Origin of the sequence: Burkholderia sp. Ac-20384 (assembly GCF_017104605.1) — a bacterium.
GTDB lineage: Bacteria > Pseudomonadota > Gammaproteobacteria > Burkholderiales > Burkholderiaceae > Burkholderia > Burkholderia lata.
Genome location: NZ_JAAGPE010000003.1, coordinates 46765 through 73402, shown reverse-complemented (window position 1 = coordinate 73402; position 26638 = coordinate 46765). Strand labels below are relative to the sequence as shown.

Sequence of the window (26638 nt, the reverse complement as noted above, 5' to 3'; positions counted from 1 at the left end):
CAGTCGGCCACCTGTCATTCAATTCATCGACAGCGTCGGCGCCGGGCGCGTGAAGCCGCGCGTCAGCCACACGAGCTGGCAGAGTCCTAGCACGAGCCAGCCGATGCCGACGTAGAACGTCTGGCGCGACAGGCCCGACCAGAGCCACACGTTCATCGCGAAGCCGATCGCCGGCATCACGCCGAACGTGATCCAGCCCGCGAAGCGGCGATGCTCGGGGCGGCACAGATAGCTGCGCATCACGCACAGGTTCACGACCGCGAACGCGACGAGCGCACCAAAGCTGATCATCGTCGACGCGAGGTCGAGCGTGATGAACAGCGCGGACAGCGACACGATGCCGACCGCGAGCGTCGCGCGCACCGGCGTGCGCAACCGCGCATGCAGGTGGCCGAATACGCGTTCGGGCAGCACCCGGTCGCGGCCCATCGCGAACAGCACGCGCGTCACGCTCGCCTGCCCGGCCATCGCGCTCGCGAAACAGCCGGCCACGTACACCGCGACGAAGAACGCCGACAGCGTGCCGCCGCCGATACGCCGCATCAGTTCGAGGCTGGCCGAATCGAGATCCTTGAATGCGTGCCAGTCGGGAAACACCACTTGCCCGACGTAGGCGACCAGCATGAACAGCACGCCGCTCGCCAGCGTGCAGAGCAGGATCGCGCGCGGCACCGTACGCTTCGGCTCGCGTGTTTCCTCCGACAGCGTGGTGACCGCATCGAAACCGAGGAACGACAGGCACAGGATCGCGGACCCGGCGAAGATTGCACGCGCATCGCCCGACGACGGCAGCGCGACAGCCATCGACAGCCCGTCGCCCGCCGCGACCCGCGCGGAAGCGACGAAGAAGATCGCGATGAACACGAGCTGGCTCGCGATCAGGATCAGGTTCACGCGATTGACGAGCCGGATGCCGACGATGTTCAGCCCGGTGATCAGCACGATGCTGCCGACGACCCACACGCCGGCCGGCACGCCGGGGAAGATCTGCTTCATGTAGATGCCGATCGCGAGGTAGCTGATCATCGGGATGAACAGGTAGTCCATCAGCAACGCCCAGCCGACCATGAAGCCGGCCGACGTGCCGAAGTTGCGGCTCGCGAACGTATAGGCGGAGCCGGCGCTCGGCATCAGCCGCGCCATGTGCCCGTAGCTGCGCGCGGTGAACAGCATCGCGATCAGCGTGACCGCATACGCGGCCGTGAGATGCCCGTTCGTCTCGCTCGTGACGATCCCGTAGGTCGTGAACACCGTCATCGGCAGCATGTACGCGAGGCCGAAGATCACCAGCGTCGCGAGCCCGAGCAGATGGGGCTTGCGGCGTTCGTCCGCGTCGCCTCGCATCGCGTGCGCGCCGAAGTCCTGCGTCGCGGCGGCTGATGCGTATCGACCTGGGCTGTCGTTGTCCATGCTGTCCTCACGTGGGTGGCGTTCACGGCTTCAACACTCGTTCGCCCGGCACGGCCGGCGGCGCACGACTGGAGCAAAGTGTGGTGCGCCAAAAAATCGACCACGAATGAGAAAAGCGGACGTAATCAGGGGATATTTCCGGACATGCTGCCGCATGGCGCGCCGGCGAACCATGCATGCTGCTGTGCCGCACTGGCGTTTTGCGGACATTCCGGCTATGTTCTACGCGACCCCGTCGCCCCGTCAGCCCCATGAACAGCCGCTCCCATCCCACCCAGAGCCGGGCCGAACGCAGCCTGCGCTCGTCGCTCGGCCTCGCGCGTCCGGCCGGACGCCAGGAGGACATTCCCGCCACCGTCCACGCGATCGCGGTCGCGCTGGACGAGTGCCGCGTGCGGCATATCGACGGCGCCGCGCTGCTCGAAGGCACGGGGCTCGGCGCGGACGAAGTCGCGTCGCCGAACCTGCACGTGAATCGCGGCCAGGAGCAGCGCTGCTTCCACAACCTGCTGCAGTGCAGCGGCGTGCCGTCGATCGGGCTGTCGATCGGTGCGCGGCTGCACGTGTCGACGCTCGGCCTCGCCGGCTACGCGATGCTGATCAGCGGCTCGGTGATGCAGGCATTCCGGTGCATGGGCCAGTTTCCGCTGTTCATGGGGCTGTATTTCGACGTGCGTATCGATGCGCACGCGGACGGCATGAGCGTGACCATCAGCCGCTACAACGGCGAGCCCGATCTCGAGGTGTTCCAGGTCGACATGTGCCTGTCGAGCCTGCGCCTGATCGTGTCCGATCTCGTCGGCAAGCCGGTCTGGCCCGCGCAGGTGCAGCTCGCGCGCCGCGCGCCGCGCAATGCGGCCGACTACGCGCGCCACTTCGGCTGCAAGATTGCGTTCAATGCGGGCGACAACCGGCTTGTGTTCACGTCGGTGAACGGCACGGAGATGCCGCTGCTCGCGAACGAAGTCAGCTTCAATGCGCTGCACGGGCAGTGCGAAGCGCTCGAGCGGCAGTGGGCCGCGTCGGTCGGCACGCGCTTCGCCGATCGCGCGAAGGAGCTGATGGCGCGCGACCTCGCGCGTTTCAAGTCGATGACGTCACTTGCGAACGCACTGCACCTGACGGAGCGCACGCTACGCAGGCGGCTCGACAAGGATGGCCTCACGTTTCAGACGCTGCTCGACGACGTGCGCCGCGACGAGGCGGTGCGGATGCTGGACGACCCCGAGCTGACGGTCGCGGCGATTGCGGAGCGCCTCGGCTACAGCGAGCCGCGCAGTTTCCGCCATGCGTATCGGCGCTGGACCGGCAGGACGCCGCGCGCCGATCCGGACGTCGGCGAATGAGCCGGACGCGCCACGGCTTCGTGCGGATACACGGTGGCGCGTGACCTTCAAGCATGACGCGAGGCCGCTCGCGAAATCCGTTTCGAGACGACTGTCGCGTCGATCAATTCGGAATTCGAATCATTTTCCATACGCCTGATCCACCGCTGGTTCAGCGCACCCGCACGATCGGCGGTGCGCATTCGCGATCGCCTCCAAGGTAGACGCGATCATTCGATTACTCTATACTCGCCCCAACTTCATCACAAAAAGCATGATCTCGTGCGCAACGTGATGTCATTTCGCAATTCGTTGCGCATGCATCCGTTTCGCCACGTCAAGGGGGCCTCCGGCCCCAGCGGCAGGGTTCACGCCAGCCGCATCCATGCCGTCTCATGACGGTGCCCTGCTCGAGCGCGCCTCGCCGTTACGGCGCTGCCGGGCTGAACATGACAATCAGACGAACGCAGCGTTGCGTTCACTCGAACGCCAGTCGCACATCGGTGCGGCCGGCAGGACTGTTTCCGTCAGTTCAAATCGCGGCCATGCCGGGATCACGAACTTCCATCGCGGCGCCATCCGGCGTCAACGCGGCGCGCGCCTGCGCGTGTGCCGCACCGAGATTGAGGGGGTGTATCTTCATGACTCGACGCACTGTCCAGCTGTTGGGCAGCCTGATAGCCATCGTCGCCATCGCCTGGGCGCTCGCGCGCGGCATCGGCGCCGACACGTTCAGCCAGCGCGCGGACGATCTCGCGTACTACGCGGGCCAGCACATGCTGCTGGTCGTCTATTCGATGGCGCTCGCGATCGCCGTGGGCGTACCGGCCGGCGTGCTGCTGAGCCGGCCGCGATTCCAGCATCAGGCCGAGCGCTTCATGCAGGTCTTCAACATCGGCAACACGATCCCGTCGCTCGCCGTGCTCGCCATCGCGCTCGGCATCTTCGGCATCGGCAACGTGCCCGCGATCGTCGCGCTGTTCCTCGCGTCGCTGCTGCCCATCACGCGCAATACCTACGAAGGCATGAAGAACGTGCCGGCCGCGCTGCGCGAAGCCGCGAAGGGCATCGGCATGACGGGCTGGCAATCGCTCGTGCGCGTGGAGTTGCCCGATGCGCTGCCGATCATCGTCGGCGGCGTGCGCACCGCGCTCGCAATCAACGTCGGGACGGCTCCGCTCGCGTACCTGATCGGCGCCGACAGTCTCGGCTCGCTGATTTTCCCCGGCATCTATCTCGACAACCAGCCGCTGCTGCTGCTCGGCGCATCGCTCACCGCGATCCTCGCGCTCGTGCTGGACGGCATCGTCGCGGCCGGCAGCCGCCATTGGCTCGCACGTCACGGAGGTGCGGCATGACGCTCCACCGCACCATTCGATCGATCGCGCGCCTGTGTGCCGCAGCCGCGTTGTGCATGGCGGCGAGCGCACCGGCATGCGCGTCGAAGCTCGTGCTGGGCGCGAAGAACTTCACCGAGCAATACGTGCTCGCGGAAGTTACCGCGCAATACCTGCGCTCGCGCGGCTACGACGTGGAAGTCCGTTCGGGTCTCGGCAGCACGCTCGCGCGCAGCGCACTGGAGAACGGCCAGTTCGATCTCATGTGGGATTACACGGGCACCGCCGCGCTCGTCTACAACAAGATCAACGACAAGCTGTCGCCCGAGGAGATGTACCGGCGCGTCAAGGCGCTCGACGTGCCGCGCGGGCTCGTCTGGCTCGACGCGTCGCCGCTCAACGACACCTACGCGATCGGCCTGCCCAGCCCGCTCGCGCAGGCCACCGGCATCCGAACCGTCTCGCAGCTCGCCGAGCACCTGAAGACCGATCCGGCCGCGAAGCACTACGTGTTCGGGATGGACGCGGAATTCGCGAATCGCCCCGACGGGCTGAAGCCGCTGCTCGCCGCGTACGGCATGCAGTTCAGCCGCGCGCAGTTGAAGCAGATGGACCCGGGGCTCGTCTACACGGCGCTGCACAACAACCAGCTGAAGATCGGCCTCGTCTACACGACCGACGGACGCGTGAAGGGCTTCGGCATCGTGCCGCTCGAGGACGACAAGCACTTCTTCCCGCCGTACAACGCAACGCCCGTGGTGCGCAAGGACGCGCTCGATCGCAATCCGAAGCTCGCGACGCAGCTCAATGCGCTGTCGGCCGCGCTCGACAACGACGTGATGCAGGCGATGGCCAAGGAGGTCGACCTCGACGGCAAGTCGCCGCGCGACGTCGCCGACGCGTTCCTGCGCACGCACAAGCTGCCTTGAAGGAGAACCGATGAGCGTATTCGACTATCTCGCGTCGAGCTGGCCCGAACTGCTGCAACTCACACTGCAGCACATCTGGCTGGTCGGCATCGCCGTGGGCTGCGCGATCGTGGCCGGCGTGCCGCTCGGCATCCTGATCAACCGCCACGACTGGCTCGCCGGGCCGCTGCTCGGTATCGCGACCATCGTGCTCACGCTGCCGTCCATCGCGCTGTTCGGCCTGATGATCCCGTTCTTCTCGCGCTTCGGCCAGGGCATCGGCGCCGCCCCCGCGATCACGGCCGTATTCCTGTATTCGCTGCTGCCGATCATGCGCAACACCTACCTGGCGCTGCACAACGTGGATGCGGGCATCAAGGAAGCCGGCACCGGCATCGGCATGACCGCGTGGCAGCGCCTGCGGCTCGTCGACCTGCCGCTCGCGGTGCCCGTGATCCTCGCGGGCGTGCGTACCGCGGTCGTGATGAACATCGGCGTGATGACGATCGCCGCCGTGGTCGGCGCGGGCGGGCTCGGCACGCTGATCCTGCGCGCCATCGGCCAGAGCAGCATGATGAAACTGCTGGTGGGCGCGGTGCTCGTGAGCCTGCTCGCGATCGTCGCCGACCGGCTCCTGCAGATGCTGCAGCGTGCATTGACACCGAAGGGAGTGCAGAAAACATGATCGAACTCGACAAACTGACCAAGACCTTCACCCGCAAGGACGGCCAGGCCGTGCGCGCCGTCGACGCCGTGAGCCTGTCGGTGGCCGAGGGCGAAATCTGCGTGTTCCTCGGCCCGTCGGGCTGCGGCAAGACCACCACGCTCAAGATGATCAACCGGCTGATCGCCCCCACGTCCGGCCGCGTGCTGATCAACGGCGAGGATACGGCGCAACTGAACGAGGTCGACCTGCGGCGCCACATCGGCTACGTGATCCAGCAGATCGGGTTGTTCCCGAACATGACGATCGAAGAAAACATCACCGTCGTGCCGCGCCTGCTGGGCTGGGACAAGAAGCGCTGCGCCGAACGCGCGCGCGACCTGATGGCGATGGTCGCGCTCGATCCGAAGCTGTACCTGAAACGCTATCCGCGCGAGCTCTCGGGCGGGCAGCAGCAGCGTATCGGCGTGATTCGCGCGCTGGCCGCCGATCCGCCCGTGCTACTGATGGACGAGCCGTTCGGCGCGGTCGATCCGATCAATCGCGAATCGATCCAGAACGAGTTTTTCCAGATGCAGCGGCAACTGAACAAGACCGTGATCATGGTGAGCCACGATATCGACGAAGCGATCAAGCTGGGCGATCGCATCGCCGTGTTCCGGCGCGGCCAGCTCGTGCAATACGATCACCCCGACACGCTGCTCGCACGCCCGCGCGACGAGTTCGTCGCGCAGTTCGTGGGCCAGGACAGCACGCTCAAGCGCCTGCTGCTCGTGAAGGCCGGCGACGCCGCCACGCAACCCGAAACGGCACGGGTCGATACGCCGCTCGCGCACGCGCTCGCCGTGATGGACGAAACCGACTGCCGCTACCTGACCGTGCTCGACGACGCGGGCCGCGCGCTCGGCTACGTGACACGCCGCGCGGCGCGCTCCGACGGCGGCGTGTGCGGCGAGCGCGTGACGCCGTTCCCGGCCGGTGTCGCGGCGGACGACAACCTGCGCATCGTGCTGTCGAAGATGTACCAGTACAGCGCGTCGTGGATGCCGGTGCTCGACCCCGATGGCGCATGGCTCGGCGAGATCACGCAGGACTCGATCGCCGCGTACCTCAGCTCGGGCCGCTCGCGCCGGCAGACGGGCCAGCCGCCCGGCAGCCCTGCCGAAGCGGTCGTGGCAACCGCCACGCACTGATTCGTCTGCGGGCCGGTGCGACGTCGCACCGGTCACACGCCGATTTCGATCCCGCGCGGTCTCTCAACCCGCTACCCGACAGCAACCGGGCTCGCTGCCACGACCTTGCCCGCGCGTCGCAGCAGCTGCCAGCCGAACCACAACATCCACAACGGCAACACCAGTACGACGACCATCTCGCACGCGGACGCGAGTGCGTCGAGTTCCGGGAAAAGCCGAACAGGAAGAGCAGCGCGAATGCCCACGCAACCGTCTTCAACAGGAGCGATCCGCTCCACCCCGCCTTCTTGAGCCGATTGGCGGCAATCGGCGCCCAGAAGAACCCGGCAGGCCCCTCGATCCACCACGATCCGTTCCGAGTCGCCTTGGCGATGGTCGTCCATGCGGCGGCCGCAGCACCTCGGTGGACGCACCGTGAGGACGATATCGCTGCGGCCCCATAGATCGGCGGCCGTCGGCACGACTTCGGCGCCGGCCGTGCGGTAGTCGTCATCGCTGAAGTTCGCGCCGGTGCCGGCGCCGCTTTGTACGGCCACCGAAAGCCCGAGCTTGATCAGCTTTTCGACGACGTCGGGAACGGTCATTACGCGCCGCTCCTCGCGGGCCGCCTCCAGAGGGACCCCAATCTGCAACGTCATGTCCTGAACTGTCGGTCGTGGCCGTCGCGAGGCGTTACGGCCTGCGTTTCAGGTCACCCCACTCGATCCATCCGTGTACGACTTTGCGTCGCGCGCAGCTTGGCACTGCCGCGCGGATTGCACGAACGGTCCATCCTCCAAACGATCGTCTCCGGCGGATGAACCGGTTCACCGTCTTGCCCGATCTTCCTGCCGAATATCCGACGCATGCTTCGATCGGGCCCGAACATTTGGCAGAATGGCGCATCAGTGAAACCGGAAATCGACACCTCATGCTTCCTAAAGCGGAATCTGGACGGCAACCGAAGCAACACCGCTCGCACGTCACGCGGGAGCGGATCGCCCACGCCACCATTCAACTGCTCGGCGAAATCGGCGAAGCCGGCCTGACGCATCGTGACGTCGCCGCCCGTGCACAGGTACCGCTTGCAGCCACGACCTACCACTATGCGTCGAAGTTCGATCTGCTCGAACATGCGTCGTCGGTACTCCTCGATGATTACGTGACGCGCTTTCGCGGCTTCGTCGCGCGGCAGGCGGCACTGACGTCGGGTCGCGTCGCGTTCGACCGGTTCCTGGTCGACCTGTTACGCAATGCCGTCGGACGGGAGCGGCTGCGATCGATTGCCTGGTGCGAAATCATGCTGATTTCCGCTCGCAACGACAGTTCCCGAACGCTGGCGACCGCCTGGTATGCCAAGCTCCGCGAAATCTGGACGGATATTGCCGCGCTTCTCGGTGCCGACAGCGAGCCGCTTTCCGTCCAGGCAACCATCGACCGGACCATCGGCTTGCTGTTCATCAGCCTGTCGCTGGGCCTGACCCCGGATGAGGTGTCGGCCTGCCTTTCAACCGGCCTCGACATACCGGCCGCCGTACCGCCACCCGATACCTCCACCGCGCCGGAGGAGGCCGCCAAACGCAGCAAAGGGCGGGAGACCCGCGAGCACTTGCTGAATGCGGCCATCCAGCTGATGGCTTCGCACGGTGCCGGTGCCGTCACAGGGCGCTCCGTCGCTTCGCAAGCCGGCGTCGCCCCCGCCGTTCCGTCGTACTACTTCAAGCCCGTCAGCACGCTGATCCACGCAGCGCGCGAATGCCTCTACGAAGCCGCGAAAGCTCGCTACCGCGAAAGTGTGAGCGGAATCGATCTGGCAACCGCATCGCTGGATCAGATTGCCGACCTGACCACCGCGACCCTTACCCGGGAGATCACGCAGTTCAGCGATTTCAACCTGGCCACACTCGCCGTCGAAGTGGAAGCCGCACGGCAACCGACGCTCAGGCCCATGGTCGGTCAATGGATCAGCGACCGGAGCCGGGCCTGGCTGCGGCTGCTCGCCAAGTTCAACGCCGACGCTTCGACAGCAAACGGGCTACTGATTTCCGGCCTCTTCACCGGCATGCAGATCCGCTTGCTGGCGACCGGCGCCGGCGTCGCGGCACTCAGCGAGCTTCGCCCCACGTTCATGGCGGCGTTCGACATGCTGGGGTATGCCGGACGACCTTCCGAGTAAATTTGTACAAGTGATCGAAAAACGATTGACGCAGTTCTTCACGCCTCCTATCATGGGTTCAACTCGCTCCATTTAGCGTCTGATTGACTGCATCTGGACCGAACCAAATTCGTACAAATGTACGACTTAAGATTTTCCTGCAATGCGCGGCGTCAGCGCCACCATCGCGGCTGGCACCGTTCCGCGGTAACGCGCCCGATCGCGCGTCGCCCCGGGATTCCACCGCGCACGTTCGCAGGCCACGACAAAATCACCCTGAACGAGACAACCCATGAAAATTGACCTGACTAATCGCGTTGCGATCGTGACCGGTGCCGGCGCCGGACTCGGGCGCGAGCATGCGCTGTTGCTCGCCCGGCTAGGGGCAAAAGTCGTGGTCAACGATCTGGGCAGCGATGTGAACGGCAGAGGGGGTTCCGCCACGGCTGCACAAAAAGTCGTCGACGAAATCGTCGCCGCCGGTGGCGAGGCGATGGCAAACAGCGCATCGGTGACCGATGCCGAACAGGTTCAGCAGATGGTCGATCACGTGCTGTCGCGCTGGGGGCGCATCGACATCCTGGTGAACAATGCCGGCATCCTGCGCGACAAGAGCTTCAGCAAGATGACGCTCGACGATTTTCGCGCGGTGATCGAAGTTCACCTGATGGGCGCGGTCAACTGCACGAAGGCCGTGTGGGAAACCATGCGGGAACAGCAGTACGGGCGCATCGTGATGACCACTTCGTCGTCGGGCCTGTACGGCAATTTCGGGCAATCGAACTACGGCGCGGCGAAAATGGCGCTGGTTGGCCTGATGCAGACCCTCGCTATCGAGGGCGAGCGATACAACATTCGCGTGAACTGCCTGGCCCCGACGGCCGGTACGCGCATGCTCGAGGGCCTGATGTCGGCCGACGTGCTCGACGCGCTGTCGCCTGCGTCCGTCAGCCCCGCGGTCGCGGTACTTGCCGGCGAGGACGCACCGAATCGAATGGTGCTGTGCGCCGGCGCGGGAAGTTTCGAGGCCGCCCATATCACGTTGACGCCCGGCATCCATCTCGGAACCGGCGACCAGGTGCCTCATCAGCTCGCTCAACGCCTGGACGAAGTGGCAGATCGAAGCGGCGAGACGGTTCCCGTATCCGGCGCTGCCCAGGGCGATATCGAATTGAAGAAAGCCCGCCTCGCGTCGACGAGCGCAACGGAGCAGGCTCATGAATGACGCGTCGAACACGATATCAGGCGACGCACACTGCGATGCAGACGGCCATCAGGTGGACGATCGGCACAGTGCAGGCGTCTCGCCTGCCCTATCCCGGCTATCCGCTCTGGTCGGCAAGGAACTCGGCGTATCCGAATGGTTCGCCATCGAACAGAATTCGATCAATGCCTTTGCCGACGTCACCGGTGACTGGCAATCGATTCATGTCGACGAGGAGCTTGCACGTTCGGGGCCATTCGGCCGCACGATCGCGCACGGGTTTCTCACGCTTTCGCTGCTGTCCGCGTGGGCTTTCAACATCCTCCCCGCGGTTGAAGGGCAACAGAATTCAGTGAACTACGGGTTGAACAGCGTGCGCTTCATTACCCCGGTTCGCTGTGGAGAACGCATTCGTGGACGCTTCACGTTGAAGCAAGTCACGCCGCGAAGCGCCACGAGCCTCCAGCTGACGTTGAGTGTCGTCGTGGAAATCGAGGATCACCCCAAACCCGCCCTTGTCGCGGAGTGGCTGACGCTGATCAACACATAGCATCCGGCGATGCCTTCCGGGATCCGTTGTTTCGATTTCATTCATATGGATTCCTCAATTTAAACCACGCTTCGCGACATCCGTGAAGGTCGCGGCATACTCATCCATTCGATTCCATGACTAGCGAACTCACCCTCTCCCGTCGCGACGTGGAGTTCATCCTTTTCGACTGGCTGCAGGTCGAATCCCTTGCCAGCCGCCAACGGTTCGCCGGGCAGGATCGATTCGACTACACCTCGGTGCTGGATGTCTACGAATCGCTCGCCACGGATCTCTTCAACCCTCACAACAAGAAGAACGACAGCAACGAACCCGTATTTGATGGTGAACGCGTCACCATCAACCCCGAGGTGGGTGTCGCATTGCGCGCATTTGCAGATGCCGGCCTGGTCAGCGCCGCGTTCCCTGCCGAGTGGGACGGCATGAGCTTGCCGAGCACCGTGGAGCGGGCCGGCATGGCGTATTTGCTCGCGGCCAATCCGGGAACCGCAGGTTACCCGTTTCTCACTATCGCCAATGCGAACCTGCTGATGGCTCACGGGGAACGGGCCCGGGTGGAGCACTACGTCAAGGCCATGTCGGAAGGGCGGTGCTTCGGCACGATGTGCCTGTCGGAGCCGCAAGCCGGGTCGAGCCTTGCCGATATCCGCACGCGCGCGGTCCCGGGTGCGGACGGCCGCTACCGGCTGTTCGGCAACAAGATGTGGATCTCCGGCGGCGATCACGAGATCGCCGAGAACATCGTGCACCTGGTGCTGGCGAAGATTCCGGACGAGAACGGCCAGCTTCCTCCGGGCATTCAGGGCATTTCGCTCTTCACGGTTCCGCGCAAGCTGATCGACGCCAACGGACTGCCGGGTGAGCGCAACGATGTCGTCCTGGCCGGCATCAATCACAAGATGGGTTACCGCGGCACAGTCAATTGCCTGCTGAATTTCGGTGAGGGGCGCTTCCGCCCGGACGGCGAGGCGGGCGCGATCGGCGAAATCGTCGGCGAGCCCGGCAAGGGGCTCGCCTACATGTTCCACATGATGAACGAGGCGCGAATCTCGGTCGGCCTCGGCGCTGCCGCGATCGGCTATACGGGCTACCTGCACGCGCTGGATTACGCAAAAACGCGCCTGCAGGGACGGACACGCGGCGAACGTTCGACAGCCGCTCCCCAGGCGCCCATCATTCGTCACGCCGATGTCCGGCGCATGCTGCTGGCGCAGAAGGCGTATGTCTCCGGCGCGCTCGCGTTGTGCCTGTATGCGGCGCGTCTCAGCGACGATGTTCATTCGCTTGAAGGCACCCACACCCGAGCGGAGGCCCAGTGCCTGCTCGACCTGCTCACGCCGGTCGTCAAGAGCTGGTCGTCTCAATGGGGTCTCGTCGCCAACGATCTCGCCATTCAGGTTCATGGCGGCTACGGGTACACGCGCGAGTACAACGTCGAGCAGTTCTACCGTGACAACCGGCTCAATCCGATACACGAAGGCACGTTCGGCATCCAGGCGCTCGACCTGCTTGGCCGGAAGACGCGTGCGAACGGCAGTGCGGCCATGACGCTCCTCGACAGGAAAATCTCCGGCACGGTCTCCCGCGCGCGGTCGAACGATTCGCTCCAGCGCCATGCCAGCACGCTCGATTGCGCGTGGGAGCGCATCCGCATCGTCACCGACAAGTTGCACCGGCTCGACGACCCCGAGCTCCAGCTGGCGAATGCGGCCGCCTATCTTGAAGCGTTTGGCCATGTCGTCGTCGGTTGGCTTTGGCTCGATCAGGCCATCGTCGCGCACACGCTCGAGAACGGCCCGACCGGCAGCGACTTCCATCGCGGCAAGCTCGCCGCCTGCGACTATTTCTTCGGATGGGAAATGCCGAAAGTGGCCGGATGGCTGGCCGTCCTCAATCCGGTCGAGACAACGCCGCTGAAGATGCAGGAGCAGTGGTTCTGAGCGACACATCGCGATTCCATTTCATTTTCGCCATTCCATTCACAAGGAAATCAAATGACTGATGCCGTTATCGTTTCCACCGCGCGCACGCCGATCGGCAAGGCGTATCGCGGCGCATTCAACGCGACGCACTCGCCCACCCTCCTCGGCCATGCCATCCGGCATGCTGTCCTGCGCGCGGGCGTCGAGCCCGACCGTATCGAAGATGCCGTGATCGGATCGGTGCTCAACGCCGGAACGGCCAGCCTCAACATCGCCCGCAACGGCGTCCTGGCGGCCGGCTTGCCCCATTCAGTCGGCGCGCAAACGCTCGACCGTCAGTGCGCATCCGGCCTGATGGCAATCGCGACTGCCGCCAAGCAGATCATGGTTGACGGGATGGCGGTGGTCGTCGCGGGCGGCCAGGAAAACATCTCTGCCGTACAGAACCGCTACTTCGAATGGATGCGTGCCGAGCAGGATCCCAATGTGCTGGCCGCGCAGCCCACGGCTTACATGTCGATGCTCGAGACCGCCGAGTTCGTTTCCCGCAAGTACGGGATCTCACGGGAAGTACAGGATCAGTACGCGCTCGATTCGCAGCTTCGTACTGCCGCCGCGCAAGCGGAAGGCCGCTTTTCGGACGAGATCGTCCCGATCACCACGCAGATGCTGGTTGTCGACAAAGCCACCGGCCAGACGTCGCTGAAGGAAGTCACGCTCGCCCAGGATGAAGGGAACCGTCCCGGCACGACGCTTGAATCGCTCGGCGCCCTCGCACCGGTGGTCGACGGCGGCGTCGTGACGGCCGGCAATGCCAGCCAGCTTTCGGACGGCGCCAGCGCCTGCGTGCTGATGAACGCGAAAACCGCGCAGCAGCTCGGCGTGGCACCGCTCGGCATCTATCGTGGCATGACCGTCGTCGGCAACGCGCCCGAAGAGATGGGCATCGGCCCCCTCTACGCGATTCCGAAGCTGCTGAAACTTCACGGACTGACGATCGACGATATCGGGTTGTGGGAGCTGAACGAGGCATTTGCCTGCCAGGTACTGTACTGTCGCGACAAGCTCGGCATCGATCCGGCCCGGTACAACGTCAACGGTGGCGCCATTTCGATCGGCCATCCGTACGGGATGACGGGCGCGCGCCTGGTCGGCCATGCGCTGATCGAAGGCAAGCGACGTGGTGTGCGCTACGTGGTCGTCTCCATGTGCGTGGGGGGTGGAATGGGTGCAGCCGGTCTGTTTGAAGTCGCCTGACACGTCGCGCCACGAGGCGGCGGTGCCATACGCCCGATACCGCCTCATCTTGCTTTATCGATCAAGCGAGCGTCTGTCGAACTGCCAGCCGGCACGCTCTCGCTTGTCACTCATCCCGCAGAAGTGCGCATTTCAATCCGGATCCCCATCCGGCCGCAACGCATCTCTTTCAATCGCCCCCCGGGCATGCGCATCGATCACGCATCTGACAATCCGCCACGCGGAATGAAGATCGCATGGAACCGACTCGCGTAAAATGCCCGCGACAATCAAGCATCATGCCGAGCGGGGCCGCTTCGCCATTCCACTCGCACCGGCGCAACGCGAACAAGACAACACGAACAAGACCCGTGGCATCCGCAAACGGCGCCGCGCCGCCTCGACCGCGCGCGCCATCGCGACGATCGCCCGCCGATGACGCTTCCATGAGCAAACCGATCCTGTACCTCCTCGCCGGCAACGGCAGCGCGGCCGACTGGTGGGACGATGCACTGCCCCACTTCCGGCATTACCGGCCCGTGCCGCTGGAACTGCCGGGCTTCGGCGACAACCCCGCACCGCCCTGCGAAGATCTCGCCGCGTATGCGCAAGCGCTGCTGGACGCGACCGAGCCGGGCCACGCGATCATGGCGGTCGGCGTGAATGCGCTGCTGGTGCTGCACGCATTGCAGCGACGCCCCGGCCACTTCAGCCGCAGCGTGCTGCTCGCGCCCGTCGGCGCGTTCCTGTGGGAACGGCGCCTGCCGAAACTGATGGCGCCGAAACCGCTGCGCAAGACGATCCACTGGCTGCTCGCGCACTGCCCGACACTGTTCGCCCGCAAGTTCTCGAACCTCACCTGGACACATGCGCAATACAGCCGCATGGGCGCCGGCTATGCGCGCTGCCGCGCGTTCCTGCCGCACTGGGATCTCGTGCGCGCCGATACCGCGCTGCCGCTGCTCGAGTGGGTCGCCGATCGCATCGAACTCGTGTGGGGCGACCAGGACAACGTGCTCGGCATGCGCCAGGCCGCCGCATGGTCGGCCATCCTCGCGCGCGCCGACCTCACGGTCACGCTGCAGGCCGGCTGGGGACACTACCCGTGGATCGACGCACCGGCGGCATTCGTGCAATGGCTCGAAGCAGGCGATGCCGGCTTCGTCGCGCACACCAAGGGCGGGCGCCTCGCGCTGGCCACGATGGCCGGCCTGCCCGTGCCGCCCGCGCTGTCGCTGACTCGCGCGGACGATCCGCGCCTGCCCGGCTTTCTCGCGAGCCAGCCCGATGCCGAGTGGGCGATCCGCTCGTCGAGCCACGGTGAAGACCAGGCCGATGCGGCCAACGCCGGCCTGCACACGACGTTCCTGCGCGTCCCGGCAGCGCAGGCGGCCGCCCGCGTGGCCGAGCTGCTCGATGGCGGCCTCGAGGAAACGGTCGTGCAGCGCTTCATCACGCCGGTGCTGTCCGGCATTGCCTTCGTGCGGCATCTCGCGGTTGAGGTCGAGTGGGTGGAAGGCCACCTCGAAACGCTCGCCGACGGACAGGCCAGCCCGCAACGCGCGATCCTGTCGCGGCTCGGCGAGCCCTGGCAGCGCGGCACGTTCCCGGCCGCGCACGGCCTGAGCGCGACGCAGCTGTGGGCCTTCCTGCAGCGCGTGCTGCGCGCGTTCCACTACGTGCCGGGCGACGTCGAATGGGCGTGGGACGGCCAGCAGCTGTGGCTGCTGCAGTACCGTCCGATCAGCAGCTACGGCTGGCATCGACACCTGACCGCCGCCAACATTGCCGAGATCCTGCCGCCGCAGCCGAGCCGGCTGGTCGAGTATGCGCAACGACGCGCGGCCGGCAGCATCCCCGCCATCATGGCGCGCTGGGATGCACGCGTACTGCAGGACAACGAACCATTCACCGCGCTCTATGGCGGTGCGTCGTACATCAACAACGACCTGTTCCTCGCCCGTCTCGCCGACTGGGGCGTGTCGGCCGGCAACTACAGCGGCGAGATCGGCGGCGCAACGCCGCCGCTGCGCTGGCGCCCGCTGCGGCTGCTGCGTTCGCTGCCGGTGTTCTGGCGCATGCTGCGCGTCGCGCGCGGACATCTGCCGACACTCGAGCGCGGCTTGCAGCGCTTCGACCAGGAACTCGCGACGCTCGTCGCGCAACGCGCCGACGGCCAGCAACTGGCCGACTGGTTCACGCGCTTCTACGTGTTCGTCGTGCAGGGCAACCTGTGCATCGCGTCATCGCTGGCCAGCAGCGGCGGCGCACTGTGGGGCCGGCCACCGACCGCATACGGCCAGCTCGACCACAGCCCGCACCGGCTGCCGTGGGAAACCGATCCGGGCACCGCACGGCCCGCGCCCACCGACCTGCCGCTGCAGGCGTTTCCCGACTGGCCGCTGCCGGTCCGCATGCTCCACACGCTCGGCGCGCCCGGCATGCGCGGCTGGTATCTGCAGGTACGCGAGTGGTATCGCGACAACCTGATGCGCGTGTTCTTCCGCCTGCATCACGCGATGCCGGCTGCCGACCGCGACGCGTGGTTCGCGCCCCATCCCGATCGCCGCGAACGCAACGGCAGCTTCTGGCAGGACGGCAGCGAAGGCACCGACGAGGCAGCCGGCTTCATGATCTATCCGGGCCACACGCAAGGTGTGCTCGGCCACGACATCCTGCTGGAAGACACGCTCGATCCGGGCCGGCACGCGCAGTACCAGGCCGCGCGCGCCGTGATTGCGCGCATGGGCGGCCGGCTGTCCCACGGCGCGACGCTGCTGCGCGAGCTGCGCAAGCCGTCGGCCGTGCTGCCGCGCGTCGATGCCGCGTGGATCGGGCGCGAGGTGCTGCTCAGCGACGGCCGGCTGACGCTGGTCGAATGAGCACGGCGCGGTTGCCGCGCGCCTGGGCCTGGGCTGCTACTCAGCGTACCGGCGTGCGGACGACTCCGTCGACTTTCAACGTGCGCCGCTCGTGCGCGGCTTCGTATTCGACCGTTTGCGCGGGCGTGACGGCGCCGTACGAACGGCCGTTCACATAGACGGTGCCGTCCCGCAGTTCGACGCGGTCGCCGTTGACCGTCGCGGTGGCCCGTTCGCCCTGCAGCACCGCGCCCGAACAACCGGCGGTCGAAAAGCTGCGGACCGACGTGCCCGGCACCGCGGCGATCCCGCCCTGATCCGCCGCATGCGCCGCGCTGCAAGGCGGCGCATCCATGCTGCCGGCAGCGTAGGCCGCGCCGGCGCTGATGCCGCATCCGGCAAGCAATGCAATCGTGATCGGCTTCAGATGGTTCATGGTGAGCTCCATAGTCCGCGGCCGCGGATCGATGACCGGCCGACGCCCACGTTCGCATCGCAGGCCGTCCGGATACACCCAGTATGCGACCGGTTCGCGGCACTCCGCCATCCGCGCCAGTACCACTCGCCGCCGCGTCGCTTCACGCCGACTCCCGGCGCCGGAAACGCCGCGCCCGGCACAACCCGTCCCCCTGAAAATCCACCTTGATCAAGTTGCGACCCGCAACTATTATTGATTGCGATCCGCAACCTTTTCGGGCCAACCATGGACCTCATCGACGCTCCCGCCAAGCCTCGCGAAGCCACCATCCTCGAGCTGCGCGACTTCTCCCGCAAACTGGTTCGCGAGCTCGGCTTCATGCGCGCGACGCTGGCCGACAGCGACTGGGCGCCTTCGGCCGTTCACGCGATTCTCGAGATCGGGATGGCGCCCGGCATCAACGCCCGCGATCTGGGCAACATCCTGCGGCTGGACAAGTCGAACACGAGCCGGCAACTCGCCCGGCTCGAAGCGGCCGGGGTCGTGGAGCGGCGCGTGTCGAGCGACGATGCGCGCGCGATCGAGCTGTACCTGACCGCCGACGGAAAAAAGCTCCAGAAGCGAATCGACACGTTCGCGACGGATCAGGTGTCGAATGCGCTGCGCCGCATGGTGCCCGCCGACCAGCAGGCACTGCTGCGCTCGCTCGCGCTGTATGCCGATGCGCTCGCGCAGGACAACGCCGCCAAGGCGCCTGTTGCGGCACTCGATGCGCCATCGATTCGCGAAGGCTACCAACCGGGCTGTATCGGCGATATCGCGGGCCTTCACGCGCGTTTTTATTCGGAACACTGGGGCTTCGGCGCCTTTTTCGAAAAGCGGGTGGCGACCGAGCTGGCCGAGTTCGCCGGTGCGCTGCCGGCCGACGGCAAGGCGCTTTGGCTATGCCAGGAAGACGGGCGGACGCTCGCGTCGCTCGCGATCGACGGCGACCCGGCAACGGGCGTCGCACACCTGCGCTGGTTCATCGTGAACGATGCGCTGCGCGGGTCGGGCATCGGCCGCCGGCTCATGACGGAAGCCATGCGCTTCGTCGATGCGCAGCGGTTTCGCGAAACCTACCTGTGGACGTTCAAGGGGCTCGACTCGGCACGCCATCTGTACGAGTCGTTCGGCTTCGCGCTGACCGACGAATCCGCGGGCACGCATTGGGGAACCGAGGTGGTCGAGCAGCGCTTCAGCCGGCCGGGGCCGTCGGGCGGTTGAGGGTCGACGGGACGTCGCCGTTTTCGCCGCGCGTGCCCTGATGGTCTGTCGACACGACCGTCTCGCGCTGCCTGCAATCGGCCCACGATTTTCAATGGGCGCTGCGAAACGTGTATGGCAACCCGCCCACACGCTTGTCGCGCTACCCCATCCCGAAGAGCGAATCAAATACATTCTTGCTCCACGTCTTGACGTCACCCCAGGTGATTTGCTTCTTCCTGAATATTCTTGTCAGAAAAACGATCGACCACCCGACGACAAAGGTGATGGCGACACATATGCTTAAAAATGAAAATGTACTCATTGAAATCGTACGGGCGGATCGGCTGCAATTAGGACGTCATTCCAGGATTTCATCGGGATTTGCGGCAGACGACGTCGTCGGAACAGGATGAACGCGTCGCGCTCGATGTAAAAGGCGAACGCATAACGCGACGCGCGGCAGACGCATCACTTGACACGCTGCACGCGCACGATGCCCCACACGAGCATCGCGGTCACGACGGCGGTCACCACGATCGCGAGCCAGATCGACTTCGTCGTGATCCACGTTCCGATGAACGCGGCCGCAAACACGCAGGCCGCGCCCCATTCAAGCACGTTATCCAGCCGGTTTCTCGGCCGATAGCGCGGCTTGTCCGCCGCATCGTGCGGGATCGGCGCCACCGGCCTTGCGCGCGGCGCGCACGCAGGAAACGCATCGGCCAGCGCATGGCTCGGCCACGGGTGGACGTCGGCGTGCGCGTCGCCCGATCCCGTCACCCGCCATACGGCGTCGGCATCTGGCGCGCGCCGCAGTTCCTGGATCTCGCGGGCCAGGCCTGCATCGACATGCTTCTGTCGCTCCAGCAACGCAACCTGCGCGAGTTCGGTCGCGAACGCGTCCGTGGTTTCGCTCACGTCCGGCAATCCGCTCGTGCGAACCAGCACGAATTCCCCGAACGCGATCGCGACGTAGTCGACGAATGCGTCGTAGATCGAACGGTAGCGCTCACCGAGCAAATCGACGAGGTTGTCCCGGCGTGCGGCCGCACGTGCCAGCGCGCTCGCCTTCGTCGTGACCAGATACGGATAGCGCGCGTCGCGCTCCTCGGGCGTCGCACCTTCCAGATATTCGTCGAGTTCGTCGGCCTGGTCTTCCGGATCGAAATCGTCGATGCGATAGGCGAAGCGCACGTCGTCGGGTCCGAACAGCACCCGCCAGAACAGCGGCACGAACGCGTTCGCTTCGAGCGACGGGCCGCCCGCCGCGAAATAGGCGTGCAATTCGCCTTTGCGGCCTTCAGGCATGCGCGGCCACGGCGGGCTCTCCAGAAACACGGGATGGGACATATCGCGGGCCCCCAGTCGGGATGATCGGATGGTTGTCTTTTTCGGAACGACTTTCACCAACGCACGACAGGCCGACGCATTCTGTCCGACTTTACAAACCTTGTCATCAGGGTCCTTCGGCTGCCTTTCCCGCCATCGTCCGGGGTAATCCGTGCCGCAAGCCGTCGAATATTCTCATCACCTCGAGCGTATCCAGACCGGCAAAGCCCCCTTCGCGAGCGCGGTTCGACCGGCATCGCCATCGCGCCACGCGCGTTCCACGGAGCTCGAATGATTAGGGAAAATCCTGAGACATCCTTACAGTGATTTACCTGATGATTCATGGAAGCGTCATTTTCAGGCGATTCAGGTGTCCGCCAAGCTTTCAATTCGCGTCACGAAGCCGATGCCGCCGCGCGGCAAATGCGATGACCGAAACCTGAAGCGACAGTCGCTGGCGAATCGCCAGGTGTTCAATACTTTCAACAACCCGGTCGAGAGTAATCGTGAGATTTCGTGGCCCGCTGGTGCGGTGGAGACGAGGCGATGCGCGCAACCTGCGCGCGACGATCGCGTCCTCCGACGACAGTGACGGCTGGCAAAGCCCTCGCCTGCCTCTGTCGATCTACACCATCCTGTCCCGCCGCTCCGTTCGCCGTCACAACGCCGTCGCCGCGCGTGCCTACGTCGCGATCCATACCGACGACGTGGCATCGCTGCTGCCTTAGCGCCCCGCCCCTTTCCCTGACTCCGTTCGATCTGCTCGCCGCGTCATCCGACCGGTGACGGGATCGGCTCGCGCTTCGCTTGCGCGCGGGCCGGCTCGCGAGCGAACGGACTCCTGATCGCCGTGCACCACGCTCGCTCACCGCGAGCGGCGGCCGCGCACGCCCGCTTCATCCGATGAACCGTCGCGCAACGATCCGCCCCTCGCGGATCGACACGCGCACTGAAATGGAAGACTACGTCATGCGAATCCGCACGCTTCGCCGCGCCATGGCAACCGCCGCCATCCTGTCGGCCGCCGCGGCCGCCGGCACGACCGCCCACGCGGCCGGCGAACTGAACATCTACAACTGGTCCGACTACATCGCGCCGGACACGATCCCGACCTTCCAGAAGCAGACGGGCCTCCACGTCCGCTACGACAACTACGACAGCGACGACACGCTGCAGGCGAAACTGATGTCGGGGAATTCCGGCTACGACATCGTCGTGCCGACGTCGAACTACATGGCCAAGCAGATCCAGGCGAGCGTCTACCAGCCGCTCGACAAGTCGAAGCTGCCAAACCTGTCGAACCTCGATCCGCTGCTGATGAAGATGGTCGCCGATGCCGATCCGGGCAACCAGTACGGCGTGCCGTGGGCCTACGGCACGGACGGCATCGGCTACAACGTGCAGGCCGTGAAGAAGGTGCTCGGCGACAAGGCGCCGGTCGACAGCTGGGCGCTGGTGTTCGATCCGGCCAACATGGCCAAGCTGAAAAGCTGCGGCGTGTCGTTCCTCGACCAGGCCGTCGACGTGTTCGCGGCCACACTGCAGTACATGGGCAAGGATCCGAACAGCACGAACCCGGCCGACTATCGTGCGGCGTACGAGGTGCTGAAGAAGGTGCGCCCGTACATCACGCAGTTCAACTCGTCGGGCTACATCAACGATCTCGCGAACAACGATCTGTGCGTGGCGTTCGGCTATTCGGGCGACGTCGGCATCGCGCACCGTCGTACCGCCGAAGCGAAGCGCCCGTACGAGATCCGCTTCGCGAACCCGAAGGAAGGCGGGCTGCTGTGGTTCGACATGATGGTGATCCCGAAGGACGCGCCGAACCGCGACGCCGCGCTGAAGTGGATCAACTACGTGCAGGATCCGAAGGTCAATGCCGGGATCACCAACGCGGTGTTCTATCCGACCGCGAACAAGGCCGCGCGCCAGTACGTGAAGCCCGCGATCTCTCGCGATCCGTCGGTGTATCCGGCCGACGAGGTACTGAGCAAGATGACGCTGCTCAAGCCGATGCCGCCCGAGATTCGCCGGCTGCAGAACCGGCTGTGGGCGCAGTTGAAAACGGGGCGCTGAGCGCCATCGCATGAAGGGACGCGACGCCGCGCCGCCAGCCGTCGAGGCTGGCCGCGCGTGCGGTCATGCCCGCATCAGAACCGGTGGATGATCCCCGCGCCGAATCCGAACTGGTTGCCGGTCGACGACGGCGCCGTGTTGAACCCGTCGCCCAGCGTCGCGGTCGCGTCGACGATGCTGCCCGCGCCGCTCGTGCCGAGCGTCTTGCCCTTCGCGTGCTGGTACGCTTCGAGCAGGTACAGCCCCGTGCGCTTCGACAGCGAGTAGTACTGCGACAGGTTGAACTGGTGATACTGCGCGCTGTCGGTGATGCCGTTCGATTCCGTCGCACGCGTGTACGCATAGCCGGCGCCGAAATCCCAGACCGCCGACGGCTTCCAGTGCAGCACCGCGCCGGCCGTGTTGAAGATCGCGGTATTGAAGAACTTCGACGCCGCGCCCGGGATGTACTCGGTGTTGGTGTACGTCGCCGTCGCGTCCCACGCATCGCTGAACCGGTAGCTGAGGCCCACCGCGAACCGCTGCTGCGCCTTCGCGGTCTGGTAGCCGTTCGTGACCGCCGACACGCCGATCTGCGAACCGCCGTTCGACGTCGTCGAGTTCGCGCCCCACGCGCCGCCAGCCGTGTTCGCGTTGTTCACGCGCTCGAACGCGACGCCGGCGCCGAACGGGCCGGCCGCGTACTGGATGCCGGTTGCCCACGTCGAGCCCGCGTTCGTGCTGCCGGCCACGCCGCCGAGCGAGTAGGAACCGCTCAGCGTCACGCCGTACCATTTCGGCGACGTGTACTCGATCGTGTTGTTCGCGCGGTAGATCGTGTCGAGCCCGTCGACGTCGCCCGGGTGCGCGCCGTAGTAGCCGGTGATCCACGTGGTCGGGCTGAACGGCGACATCGTCTGGTAATACGACGCATATTGCCGGCCGGCGGTCAGCGTGCCGTACGTGGCGTTGGTCAGCCCGACCCACGCCTGGCGCCCGAAGATCGCGTCGGTGTACTGCGCGGCTCCCGTCGCCGAATTGAAGCCCGATTCGAGCGTGAAGATCGCCTTCGTGCCGCCGCCGAGATCCTCGCTGCCCTTCAGCCCGAAGCGGCTGCCGGCCCACACGCCCTGGTTCATCCTGACGACCGACTTCCCGCCGCTCGTCGAGCCGACCGTCGTCGCGTTGCTCTGGTAGCCGATGCCGTTGTCGACGATCCCGTACAGCGTGACGCTGCTCTGCGCAAACGCCGGCGCGACAGCGGCCAGCGCGACGCCGGACGTCAGCGCCATCCGCAATGCCTGTTGCTTCATGTATCCGTCTCCTTCCTTGTCTTCTCGAGTGAATGAATTGTCTTGATGGTTGCGAGCACCCTGCTCGCGGGCGTTACGGACGGTACGCACGCCAGCCGTTGCCGCCCGTGCAGACGAGCTGCGAACCACTGACCCGGCACTGCGCCTCGTAGCCCGGCGAGTACAGCCATTCGCCGGCCCAGTGCAGGTCGACGGTCGGGTCGGCCTTCGGCGTATCGGCGACGAAGTTCGCCGCGTCGTCGGTGCTGCCGCTGCCCGTGTAGCGCGCGGTGGCCGGATACGGAAACACCGGACGCGTGCGCGTCGTGTTGCCGTTCGCATCGACGATCGACGCGACGATCTTGCCGGGTGTCGCGCCCGTCTCGGTCCACGCCATCAGCGGCGTGAGGACGTCGAACACGTCCGGCCCCTGCCCGCCGCCGCAGTGCGCAACACCCGGGAACAGATAGAAGCGTGCGAAGCGATCGACCTGCGCGTCGCCCATGGTCTTCTTCATCGCTTCGTAATACGCGATGCTCGAACGCGGCGAGATGTGCTGATCCTCGAGCCCATGCCACAGCAGCAGCTTGCCGCCGCGGCCGGCGAAGTGGCCGAGATCCGGATCGGTCGCGGCCAGGTAGTTCGACACCGGCACCGTCTTCGCGAATGCGTCAAGCGTGAACTTCAGGTCGCCGATCGTCGCGGACGGGTACGACGCGTTGTAGTAGTCGAGATAGCGCAGGAACGGCAGCACGAAGCTGATCGTGCCGCTCGGCGCGGTGGCGGTTGCCGGCACGAACAGGCTCCAGTTCAGCTCCGAGCCCCATTCGCGCGACACGAGCGGTTCGAGACGCGTGCCGTTCGCCGTGGTCGCACCGTCGTGGATGTGGCGCACGACGTCGGCTTCCTGCGGCGTCAGGCACGTCGCGGTCGATTGACCGGCCGCGCACACCAGCGTCGCGGGATCGAACCGGCACGCGCGTGGGTTGTCGATCACGCCGTCGACCACGCCATCGAGCCCGTCGCACGCCTTGAGCACCGCCGCATGCAGCATCGGCAGCTTGCCGGCAAGCAGGATCGCATTGCCCGTCTTCGAGTCCGTGTTGACCGCGGCCGGCCATGCGTGATGGAGCGTGTTCTGCACGATCAGGTCGTTCGCGGGCGCACCGGCCGCGATGCCGTCGAAATCGTCGGGAAAGCGCTGCGCTTCCATCAGCGCTTCGCGGCCACCGTCCGAGCAGCCGTCGAAGTACGCATAGCGTACGGGCCGCGCGTAGAACTTGCCGATGATCGCCTTGGCCACCTGCGCGGTGGCGTGCTCGGCGCGATACGCGAAGTCGAGCTTCGCCTTCGGGTCGAGCGCCCATGCGCCGTCGTTACCGCCTTCGTGGCCCATGTCGGTCGCGGCCATCGCGATCGTCCCGTTGGTCACCGGCACGCAGGTCGACGCCATCGGCGCATTGACCGACAGGTTGCCGCACAGTCCGCCGCAGCCCGTCTGCAGATAGCGTTGTGTCCAGCTCTGCGTCGGCAGTTGCAGCTCGAACAGCGACGCGCCCGGCCCGATCGTGCCTTTCACGTCGCACACGGGTGCCGGCAGCGGGTTGTTGCCGACGACCGTGCCGGCCGGCAGCAGCACCGCCGACGTGATCGTGACGGTGCCGTCGGTCACGCCGCTCAGGTCGAGCGCCGCGACGGCCGGGCACGACATCGCGGGCATCACCGCCGGAAGATTCGCGAGGCTGCCGGCCGCGCTCGCGGCACTGGCAGCGCTCGCCGCGCTCGACCAGCCGGCCAACATCGCGCACAACGCCATCATGCCGATCGCCAGCATCCGGATCAGCGCATCGCGCCGCATGCCTGCCGCGCGACGCCACGCGCGCACGCTCCACCCTGCCCTGCAGTTCGTCTCCATTCCTGTCTCCTGTCGTTCTGGTTGGCTTGCCGCATCGTCGTCAGGTGGCGATGCGGCGACTTCACGAAACGTCTGCGATACCTCGAGTGAATCGAACCTTCATGCGACTGCCTTCTTCATCAGAATAACTAAGCTCACTGCGTACACGCGTTGCGAAGACGACGGATTCCCATCTGATCCGTTTATCGATTCCGGCGCGCCACTGCCGCCCCGGCGCCGTTCGGCCCTACGCCGGCTCCATCCCGTGTTCGCGCTTGATGCGATCGGCCTGCGGCGATGCCAGGTAAGCAAGAAACCGTGCGGCAGCCGCGCGATCGTGTGCCGTACGGCACACCGCGGCGGAAAACACCGTGACGGCCTGAATGGCCTCCGGCAATACGCCGACGACGTTGATGCCCGGCACATGCATCAGCTCGCTCCACTGCTGGAAGCCGAGATCGACATCGCCCGCCGCGATCAGCTCGCCGACCGGCACGCCGGGCGGCGCCTGGACGATGCGCGGCGCAATCGCGTCCGCGATGCCCCAGCGTACGAACAGGCGATTCAGGTGCGCGCCGCTCGGCCCCGTCGAATAGCCGATCCGGCCCGCGCGCAGGATCGTGTCGCGCACCTCCGCTTCGGTGCCGATCTCCGGCCGCGCCGCGCCTGCCGCCACCGCAACGGCGATGCCGGAACGCGCGACATCCACCCGGCTGCTCGCGTCGACATGGCCATCGGCCGCAAGCCGCTCGATCGCGTCGGCTGCGAGCACGACGAAATCGAACGGCTCGCCGGCCCGCACGCGCCGCGCCGCGTCGACACCGCCGACGGACGTGATCGACACGCGGCACCCCGTTTCGTCCGCGTGGGCGGCAGCCAGTCGCGCCAGCACCGGCCGCGTCGCCATCGACGAAATGCCGGCGACCGTTGTCGTCGCGCATGCAGTCCGCGTCATCTCCGCCGCCCCCATCAGTCGATATAGCGCAGGCCGGCCTGGCGCAGCGGCTCGCGCATGTCGTACATGTCGAGGCCCAGCACACCCGACGCGAGCTTCGCGCGCTTCGCGGCTTCGTTCGTCTCGCGCGCGATCGCCTTGTCGAGCACGTCGGCGGCTCGCGCGGCAGGCACCGCCACCACCCCGTCGTCGTCCGCGACGATCACGTCGCCGGGATGGACGAGCGCACCGGCACACACGACCGGCACGTTCACCGAGCCGAGCGTCGCCTTGATCGTGCCTTTCGCAGAGATCGCCTTGCTCCACACCGGGAACTGCATCGCCTCGAGCACCGCGACGTCGCGCACGCCCGCGTCGATGATCAGCGCCTGCGCGCCGCGCGCCTTGAAGCTCGTTGCGAGCAGGTCGCCGAAATAGCCGTCGGTGCAGTCGGCAGTGATCGCCGCGACGACCACGTCGCCCGGCCGGATCTGCTCGGCCGCGACATGCATCATCCAGTTGTCGCCCGGATGCAGCAGCACGGTGACGGCCGTGCCGGACGCCAGCGCGCGCGGGTAAATCGGCCGCATGTACGGTTTCATCAGGCCGGTGCGGCCCATCGCCTCGTGCACCGTCGCCGAGCCGAGCGCACCAAGCCGCGCGGCGACGTCTGCGTCTGCGCGGTGGATCGTGCGGTAAACCACGCCGAGTTCGTTCATGA

Annotated in this window: 22 protein-coding genes and 1 pseudogene; 15 read left to right on the top strand and 8 right to left on the bottom strand. The window is 66.0% G+C overall.

Features of this window, described 5'->3' with window-relative positions:
- Window positions 1-18: 18 nt before the first annotated feature.
- Entirely contained in the window at window positions 19-1410 is a 1392-nt protein-coding gene (locus G3O00_RS01325; RefSeq protein WP_206141764.1) for an APC family permease, read from the bottom strand.
- Window positions 1411-1661: 251 nt separating this feature from the next.
- Here G3O00_RS01325 and G3O00_RS01320 point away from each other — a divergent pair, with 251 nt between their 5' ends.
- The 5 genes from G3O00_RS01320 (at window position 1662) to G3O00_RS01300 (ending at window position 6837) form a co-directional block, all read left to right on the top strand.
- A complete protein-coding gene (locus G3O00_RS01320) occupies window positions 1662-2756 on the top strand; it encodes an AraC family transcriptional regulator (protein ID WP_206141763.1) in 1095 nt (364 codons plus the stop codon).
- 620 nt (window positions 2757-3376) lie between these two features.
- Complete coding sequence (locus G3O00_RS01315; protein ID WP_011350236.1) at window positions 3377-4093, top strand: ABC transporter permease; 717 nt, start codon at window positions 3377-3379, stop codon at window positions 4091-4093.
- Window positions 4090-5001 carry a glycine betaine ABC transporter substrate-binding protein gene (locus tag G3O00_RS01310; RefSeq protein WP_206141762.1) on the top strand — a complete coding sequence of 304 codons (912 nt, stop codon included), beginning with the start codon at window positions 4090-4092 and terminating at the stop codon, window positions 4999-5001. Before G3O00_RS01315 ends, G3O00_RS01310 begins: the two co-directional genes overlap by 4 nt.
- A gap of 10 nt (window positions 5002-5011) precedes the next feature.
- Window positions 5012-5665 carry an ABC transporter permease gene (locus tag G3O00_RS01305; RefSeq protein ID WP_174929044.1) on the top strand — a complete coding sequence of 218 codons (654 nt, stop codon included), beginning with the start codon at window positions 5012-5014 and terminating at the stop codon, window positions 5663-5665.
- Window positions 5662-6837, top strand: a complete 1176-nt coding sequence (locus G3O00_RS01300; protein WP_206141761.1) for an ABC transporter ATP-binding protein — start codon at window positions 5662-5664, stop codon at window positions 6835-6837. Before G3O00_RS01305 ends, G3O00_RS01300 begins: the two co-directional genes overlap by 4 nt.
- 401 nt (window positions 6838-7238) lie before the next feature.
- On the opposite strand, the pseudogene pntA reads toward G3O00_RS01300, so the two are convergent.
- Window positions 7239-7475: pseudogene (pntA, locus tag G3O00_RS01295) on the bottom strand (NAD(P)(+) transhydrogenase (Re/Si-specific) subunit alpha); the annotation flags it as partial.
- Between the two features lie 158 nt (window positions 7476-7633).
- Between pntA and G3O00_RS01290 the strand changes: the two are divergent.
- From G3O00_RS01290 to G3O00_RS01260, 7 genes are all read left to right on the top strand, one after another.
- Window positions 7634-8992, top strand: coding sequence for a TetR family transcriptional regulator (locus tag G3O00_RS01290; RefSeq protein WP_206141760.1), 1359 nt, complete (start codon window positions 7634-7636; stop codon window positions 8990-8992).
- 271 nt (window positions 8993-9263) lie between these two features.
- The gene (locus tag G3O00_RS01285; RefSeq protein WP_206141759.1) at window positions 9264-10196 is read left to right on the top strand and encodes an SDR family NAD(P)-dependent oxidoreductase; all 933 of its coding nucleotides are present in this window, start codon (window positions 9264-9266) and stop codon (window positions 10194-10196) included.
- Entirely contained in the window at window positions 10189-10725 is a 537-nt protein-coding gene (locus tag G3O00_RS01280) for a MaoC family dehydratase (protein WP_241024886.1), read from the top strand. The genes G3O00_RS01285 and G3O00_RS01280 overlap by 8 nt, the downstream gene beginning before the upstream one ends.
- Before the next feature lie 116 nt (window positions 10726-10841).
- On the top strand, window positions 10842-12665 hold the full coding sequence (locus G3O00_RS01275) for an acyl-CoA dehydrogenase (protein ID WP_206141758.1): 1824 nt from the start codon (window positions 10842-10844) through the stop codon (window positions 12663-12665).
- A gap of 54 nt (window positions 12666-12719) precedes the next feature.
- Window positions 12720-13904: an acetyl-CoA C-acyltransferase gene (locus G3O00_RS01270; protein ID WP_206141757.1), complete on the top strand. Its 1185-nt coding sequence runs from the start codon at window positions 12720-12722 to the stop codon at window positions 13902-13904.
- Window positions 13905-14160: 256 nt separating this feature from the next.
- The gene (locus G3O00_RS01265) at window positions 14161-14322 is read left to right on the top strand and encodes a hypothetical protein (RefSeq protein WP_174929038.1); all 162 of its coding nucleotides are present in this window, start codon (window positions 14161-14163) and stop codon (window positions 14320-14322) included.
- A 7-nt stretch (window positions 14323-14329) separates the two neighbouring features.
- Window positions 14330-16765, top strand: coding sequence for a PEP-utilizing enzyme (locus tag G3O00_RS01260; RefSeq protein WP_206141756.1), 2436 nt, complete (start codon window positions 14330-14332; stop codon window positions 16763-16765).
- Between the two features lie 40 nt (window positions 16766-16805).
- Here G3O00_RS01260 and G3O00_RS01255 read toward each other — a convergent pair whose 3' ends face one another.
- Window positions 16806-17180 (bottom strand): sugar ABC transporter ATPase, encoded by a 375-nt coding sequence (locus G3O00_RS01255; protein WP_206141755.1) that lies wholly within the window; start codon window positions 17178-17180, stop codon window positions 16806-16808.
- A gap of 267 nt (window positions 17181-17447) precedes the next feature.
- Here G3O00_RS01255 and G3O00_RS01250 point away from each other — a divergent pair, with 267 nt between their 5' ends.
- Complete coding sequence (locus G3O00_RS01250; RefSeq protein ID WP_174929036.1) at window positions 17448-18428, top strand: helix-turn-helix domain-containing GNAT family N-acetyltransferase; 981 nt, start codon at window positions 17448-17450, stop codon at window positions 18426-18428.
- A 450-nt stretch (window positions 18429-18878) separates the two neighbouring features.
- Here G3O00_RS01250 and G3O00_RS01245 read toward each other — a convergent pair whose 3' ends face one another.
- Complete coding sequence (locus G3O00_RS01245; RefSeq protein WP_206141754.1) at window positions 18879-19760, bottom strand: hypothetical protein; 882 nt, start codon at window positions 19758-19760, stop codon at window positions 18879-18881.
- A gap of 485 nt (window positions 19761-20245) precedes the next feature.
- Between G3O00_RS01245 and G3O00_RS01240 the strand changes: the two genes are divergently transcribed.
- Together G3O00_RS01240 and G3O00_RS01235 are read left to right on the top strand one after the other, a co-directional pair.
- Window positions 20246-20467, top strand: a complete 222-nt coding sequence (locus tag G3O00_RS01240; protein WP_124578798.1) for a hypothetical protein — start codon at window positions 20246-20248, stop codon at window positions 20465-20467.
- Between the two features lie 241 nt (window positions 20468-20708).
- A complete protein-coding gene (locus G3O00_RS01235) occupies window positions 20709-21818 on the top strand; it encodes a polyamine ABC transporter substrate-binding protein (RefSeq protein ID WP_041492668.1) in 1110 nt (369 codons plus the stop codon).
- 74 nt (window positions 21819-21892) lie between these two features.
- Here the strand turns inward: G3O00_RS01235 and G3O00_RS01230 are convergent, their stop codons facing one another.
- The 4 genes from G3O00_RS01230 to G3O00_RS01215 all read right to left on the bottom strand — a co-directional run bounded on the left by G3O00_RS01230 (window position 21893) and on the right by G3O00_RS01215 (window position 26636).
- The gene (locus G3O00_RS01230; protein ID WP_206141753.1) at window positions 21893-23110 is read right to left on the bottom strand and encodes a porin; all 1218 of its coding nucleotides are present in this window, start codon (window positions 23108-23110) and stop codon (window positions 21893-21895) included.
- Between the two features lie 73 nt (window positions 23111-23183).
- Entirely contained in the window at window positions 23184-24947 is a 1764-nt protein-coding gene (locus tag G3O00_RS01225; protein ID WP_241024889.1) for a tannase/feruloyl esterase family alpha/beta hydrolase, read from the bottom strand.
- A 283-nt stretch (window positions 24948-25230) separates the two neighbouring features.
- Window positions 25231-25938 (bottom strand): substrate-binding domain-containing protein, encoded by a 708-nt coding sequence (locus G3O00_RS01220; protein WP_206141751.1) that lies wholly within the window; start codon window positions 25936-25938, stop codon window positions 25231-25233.
- 14 nt (window positions 25939-25952) lie between these two features.
- On the bottom strand, window positions 25953-26636 hold the full coding sequence (locus tag G3O00_RS01215) for a 4-carboxy-4-hydroxy-2-oxoadipate aldolase/oxaloacetate decarboxylase (RefSeq protein WP_011350255.1): 684 nt from the start codon (window positions 26634-26636) through the stop codon (window positions 25953-25955).
- Window positions 26637-26638: the final 2 nt, after the last annotated feature.

Excerpts from the sequence above, each read along its gene's own strand:
- G3O00_RS01320 (WP_206141763.1), top strand. The coding sequence starts at position 1,662 with ATGAACAGCCGCTCCCATCCCACCCAGAGCCGGGCCGAACGCAGCCTG.
- G3O00_RS01290 (WP_206141760.1), top strand. The coding sequence starts at position 7,634 with ATGAACCGGTTCACCGTCTTGCCCGATCTTCCTGCCGAATATCCGACG.
- G3O00_RS01245 (WP_206141754.1), bottom strand. The coding sequence starts at position 19,760 with ATGTCCCATCCCGTGTTTCTGGAGAGCCCGCCGTGGCCGCGCATGCCT.
- G3O00_RS01305 (WP_174929044.1), top strand. The coding sequence starts at position 5,012 with ATGAGCGTATTCGACTATCTCGCGTCGAGCTGGCCCGAACTGCTGCAA.
- G3O00_RS01315 (WP_011350236.1), top strand. The coding sequence starts at position 3,377 with ATGACTCGACGCACTGTCCAGCTGTTGGGCAGCCTGATAGCCATCGTC.
- G3O00_RS01220 (WP_206141751.1), bottom strand. The coding sequence starts at position 25,938 with ATGACGCGGACTGCATGCGCGACGACAACGGTCGCCGGCATTTCGTCG.
- G3O00_RS01260 (WP_206141756.1), top strand. The coding sequence starts at position 14,330 with ATGAGCAAACCGATCCTGTACCTCCTCGCCGGCAACGGCAGCGCGGCC.
- G3O00_RS01325 (WP_206141764.1), bottom strand. The coding sequence starts at position 1,410 with ATGGACAACGACAGCCCAGGTCGATACGCATCAGCCGCCGCGACGCAG.
- G3O00_RS01270 (WP_206141757.1), top strand. The coding sequence starts at position 12,720 with ATGACTGATGCCGTTATCGTTTCCACCGCGCGCACGCCGATCGGCAAG.
- G3O00_RS01215 (WP_011350255.1), bottom strand. The coding sequence starts at position 26,636 with ATGAACGAACTCGGCGTGGTTTACCGCACGATCCACCGCGCAGACGCA.
- G3O00_RS01235 (WP_041492668.1), top strand. The coding sequence starts at position 20,709 with ATGCGAATCCGCACGCTTCGCCGCGCCATGGCAACCGCCGCCATCCTG.
- G3O00_RS01230 (WP_206141753.1), bottom strand. The coding sequence starts at position 23,110 with ATGAAGCAACAGGCATTGCGGATGGCGCTGACGTCCGGCGTCGCGCTG.
- G3O00_RS01250 (WP_174929036.1), top strand. The coding sequence starts at position 17,448 with ATGGACCTCATCGACGCTCCCGCCAAGCCTCGCGAAGCCACCATCCTC.
- G3O00_RS01285 (WP_206141759.1), top strand. The coding sequence starts at position 9,264 with ATGAAAATTGACCTGACTAATCGCGTTGCGATCGTGACCGGTGCCGGC.
- G3O00_RS01225 (WP_241024889.1), bottom strand. The coding sequence starts at position 24,947 with ATGCGGCGCGATGCGCTGATCCGGATGCTGGCGATCGGCATGATGGCG.
- G3O00_RS01300 (WP_206141761.1), top strand. The coding sequence starts at position 5,662 with ATGATCGAACTCGACAAACTGACCAAGACCTTCACCCGCAAGGACGGC.
- G3O00_RS01275 (WP_206141758.1), top strand. The coding sequence starts at position 10,842 with ATGACTAGCGAACTCACCCTCTCCCGTCGCGACGTGGAGTTCATCCTT.
- G3O00_RS01265 (WP_174929038.1), top strand. The coding sequence starts at position 14,161 with ATGCCCGCGACAATCAAGCATCATGCCGAGCGGGGCCGCTTCGCCATT.
- G3O00_RS01255 (WP_206141755.1), bottom strand. The coding sequence starts at position 17,180 with ATGAACCATCTGAAGCCGATCACGATTGCATTGCTTGCCGGATGCGGC.
- G3O00_RS01280 (WP_241024886.1), top strand. The coding sequence starts at position 10,189 with ATGAATGACGCGTCGAACACGATATCAGGCGACGCACACTGCGATGCA.
- G3O00_RS01310 (WP_206141762.1), top strand. The coding sequence starts at position 4,090 with ATGACGCTCCACCGCACCATTCGATCGATCGCGCGCCTGTGTGCCGCA.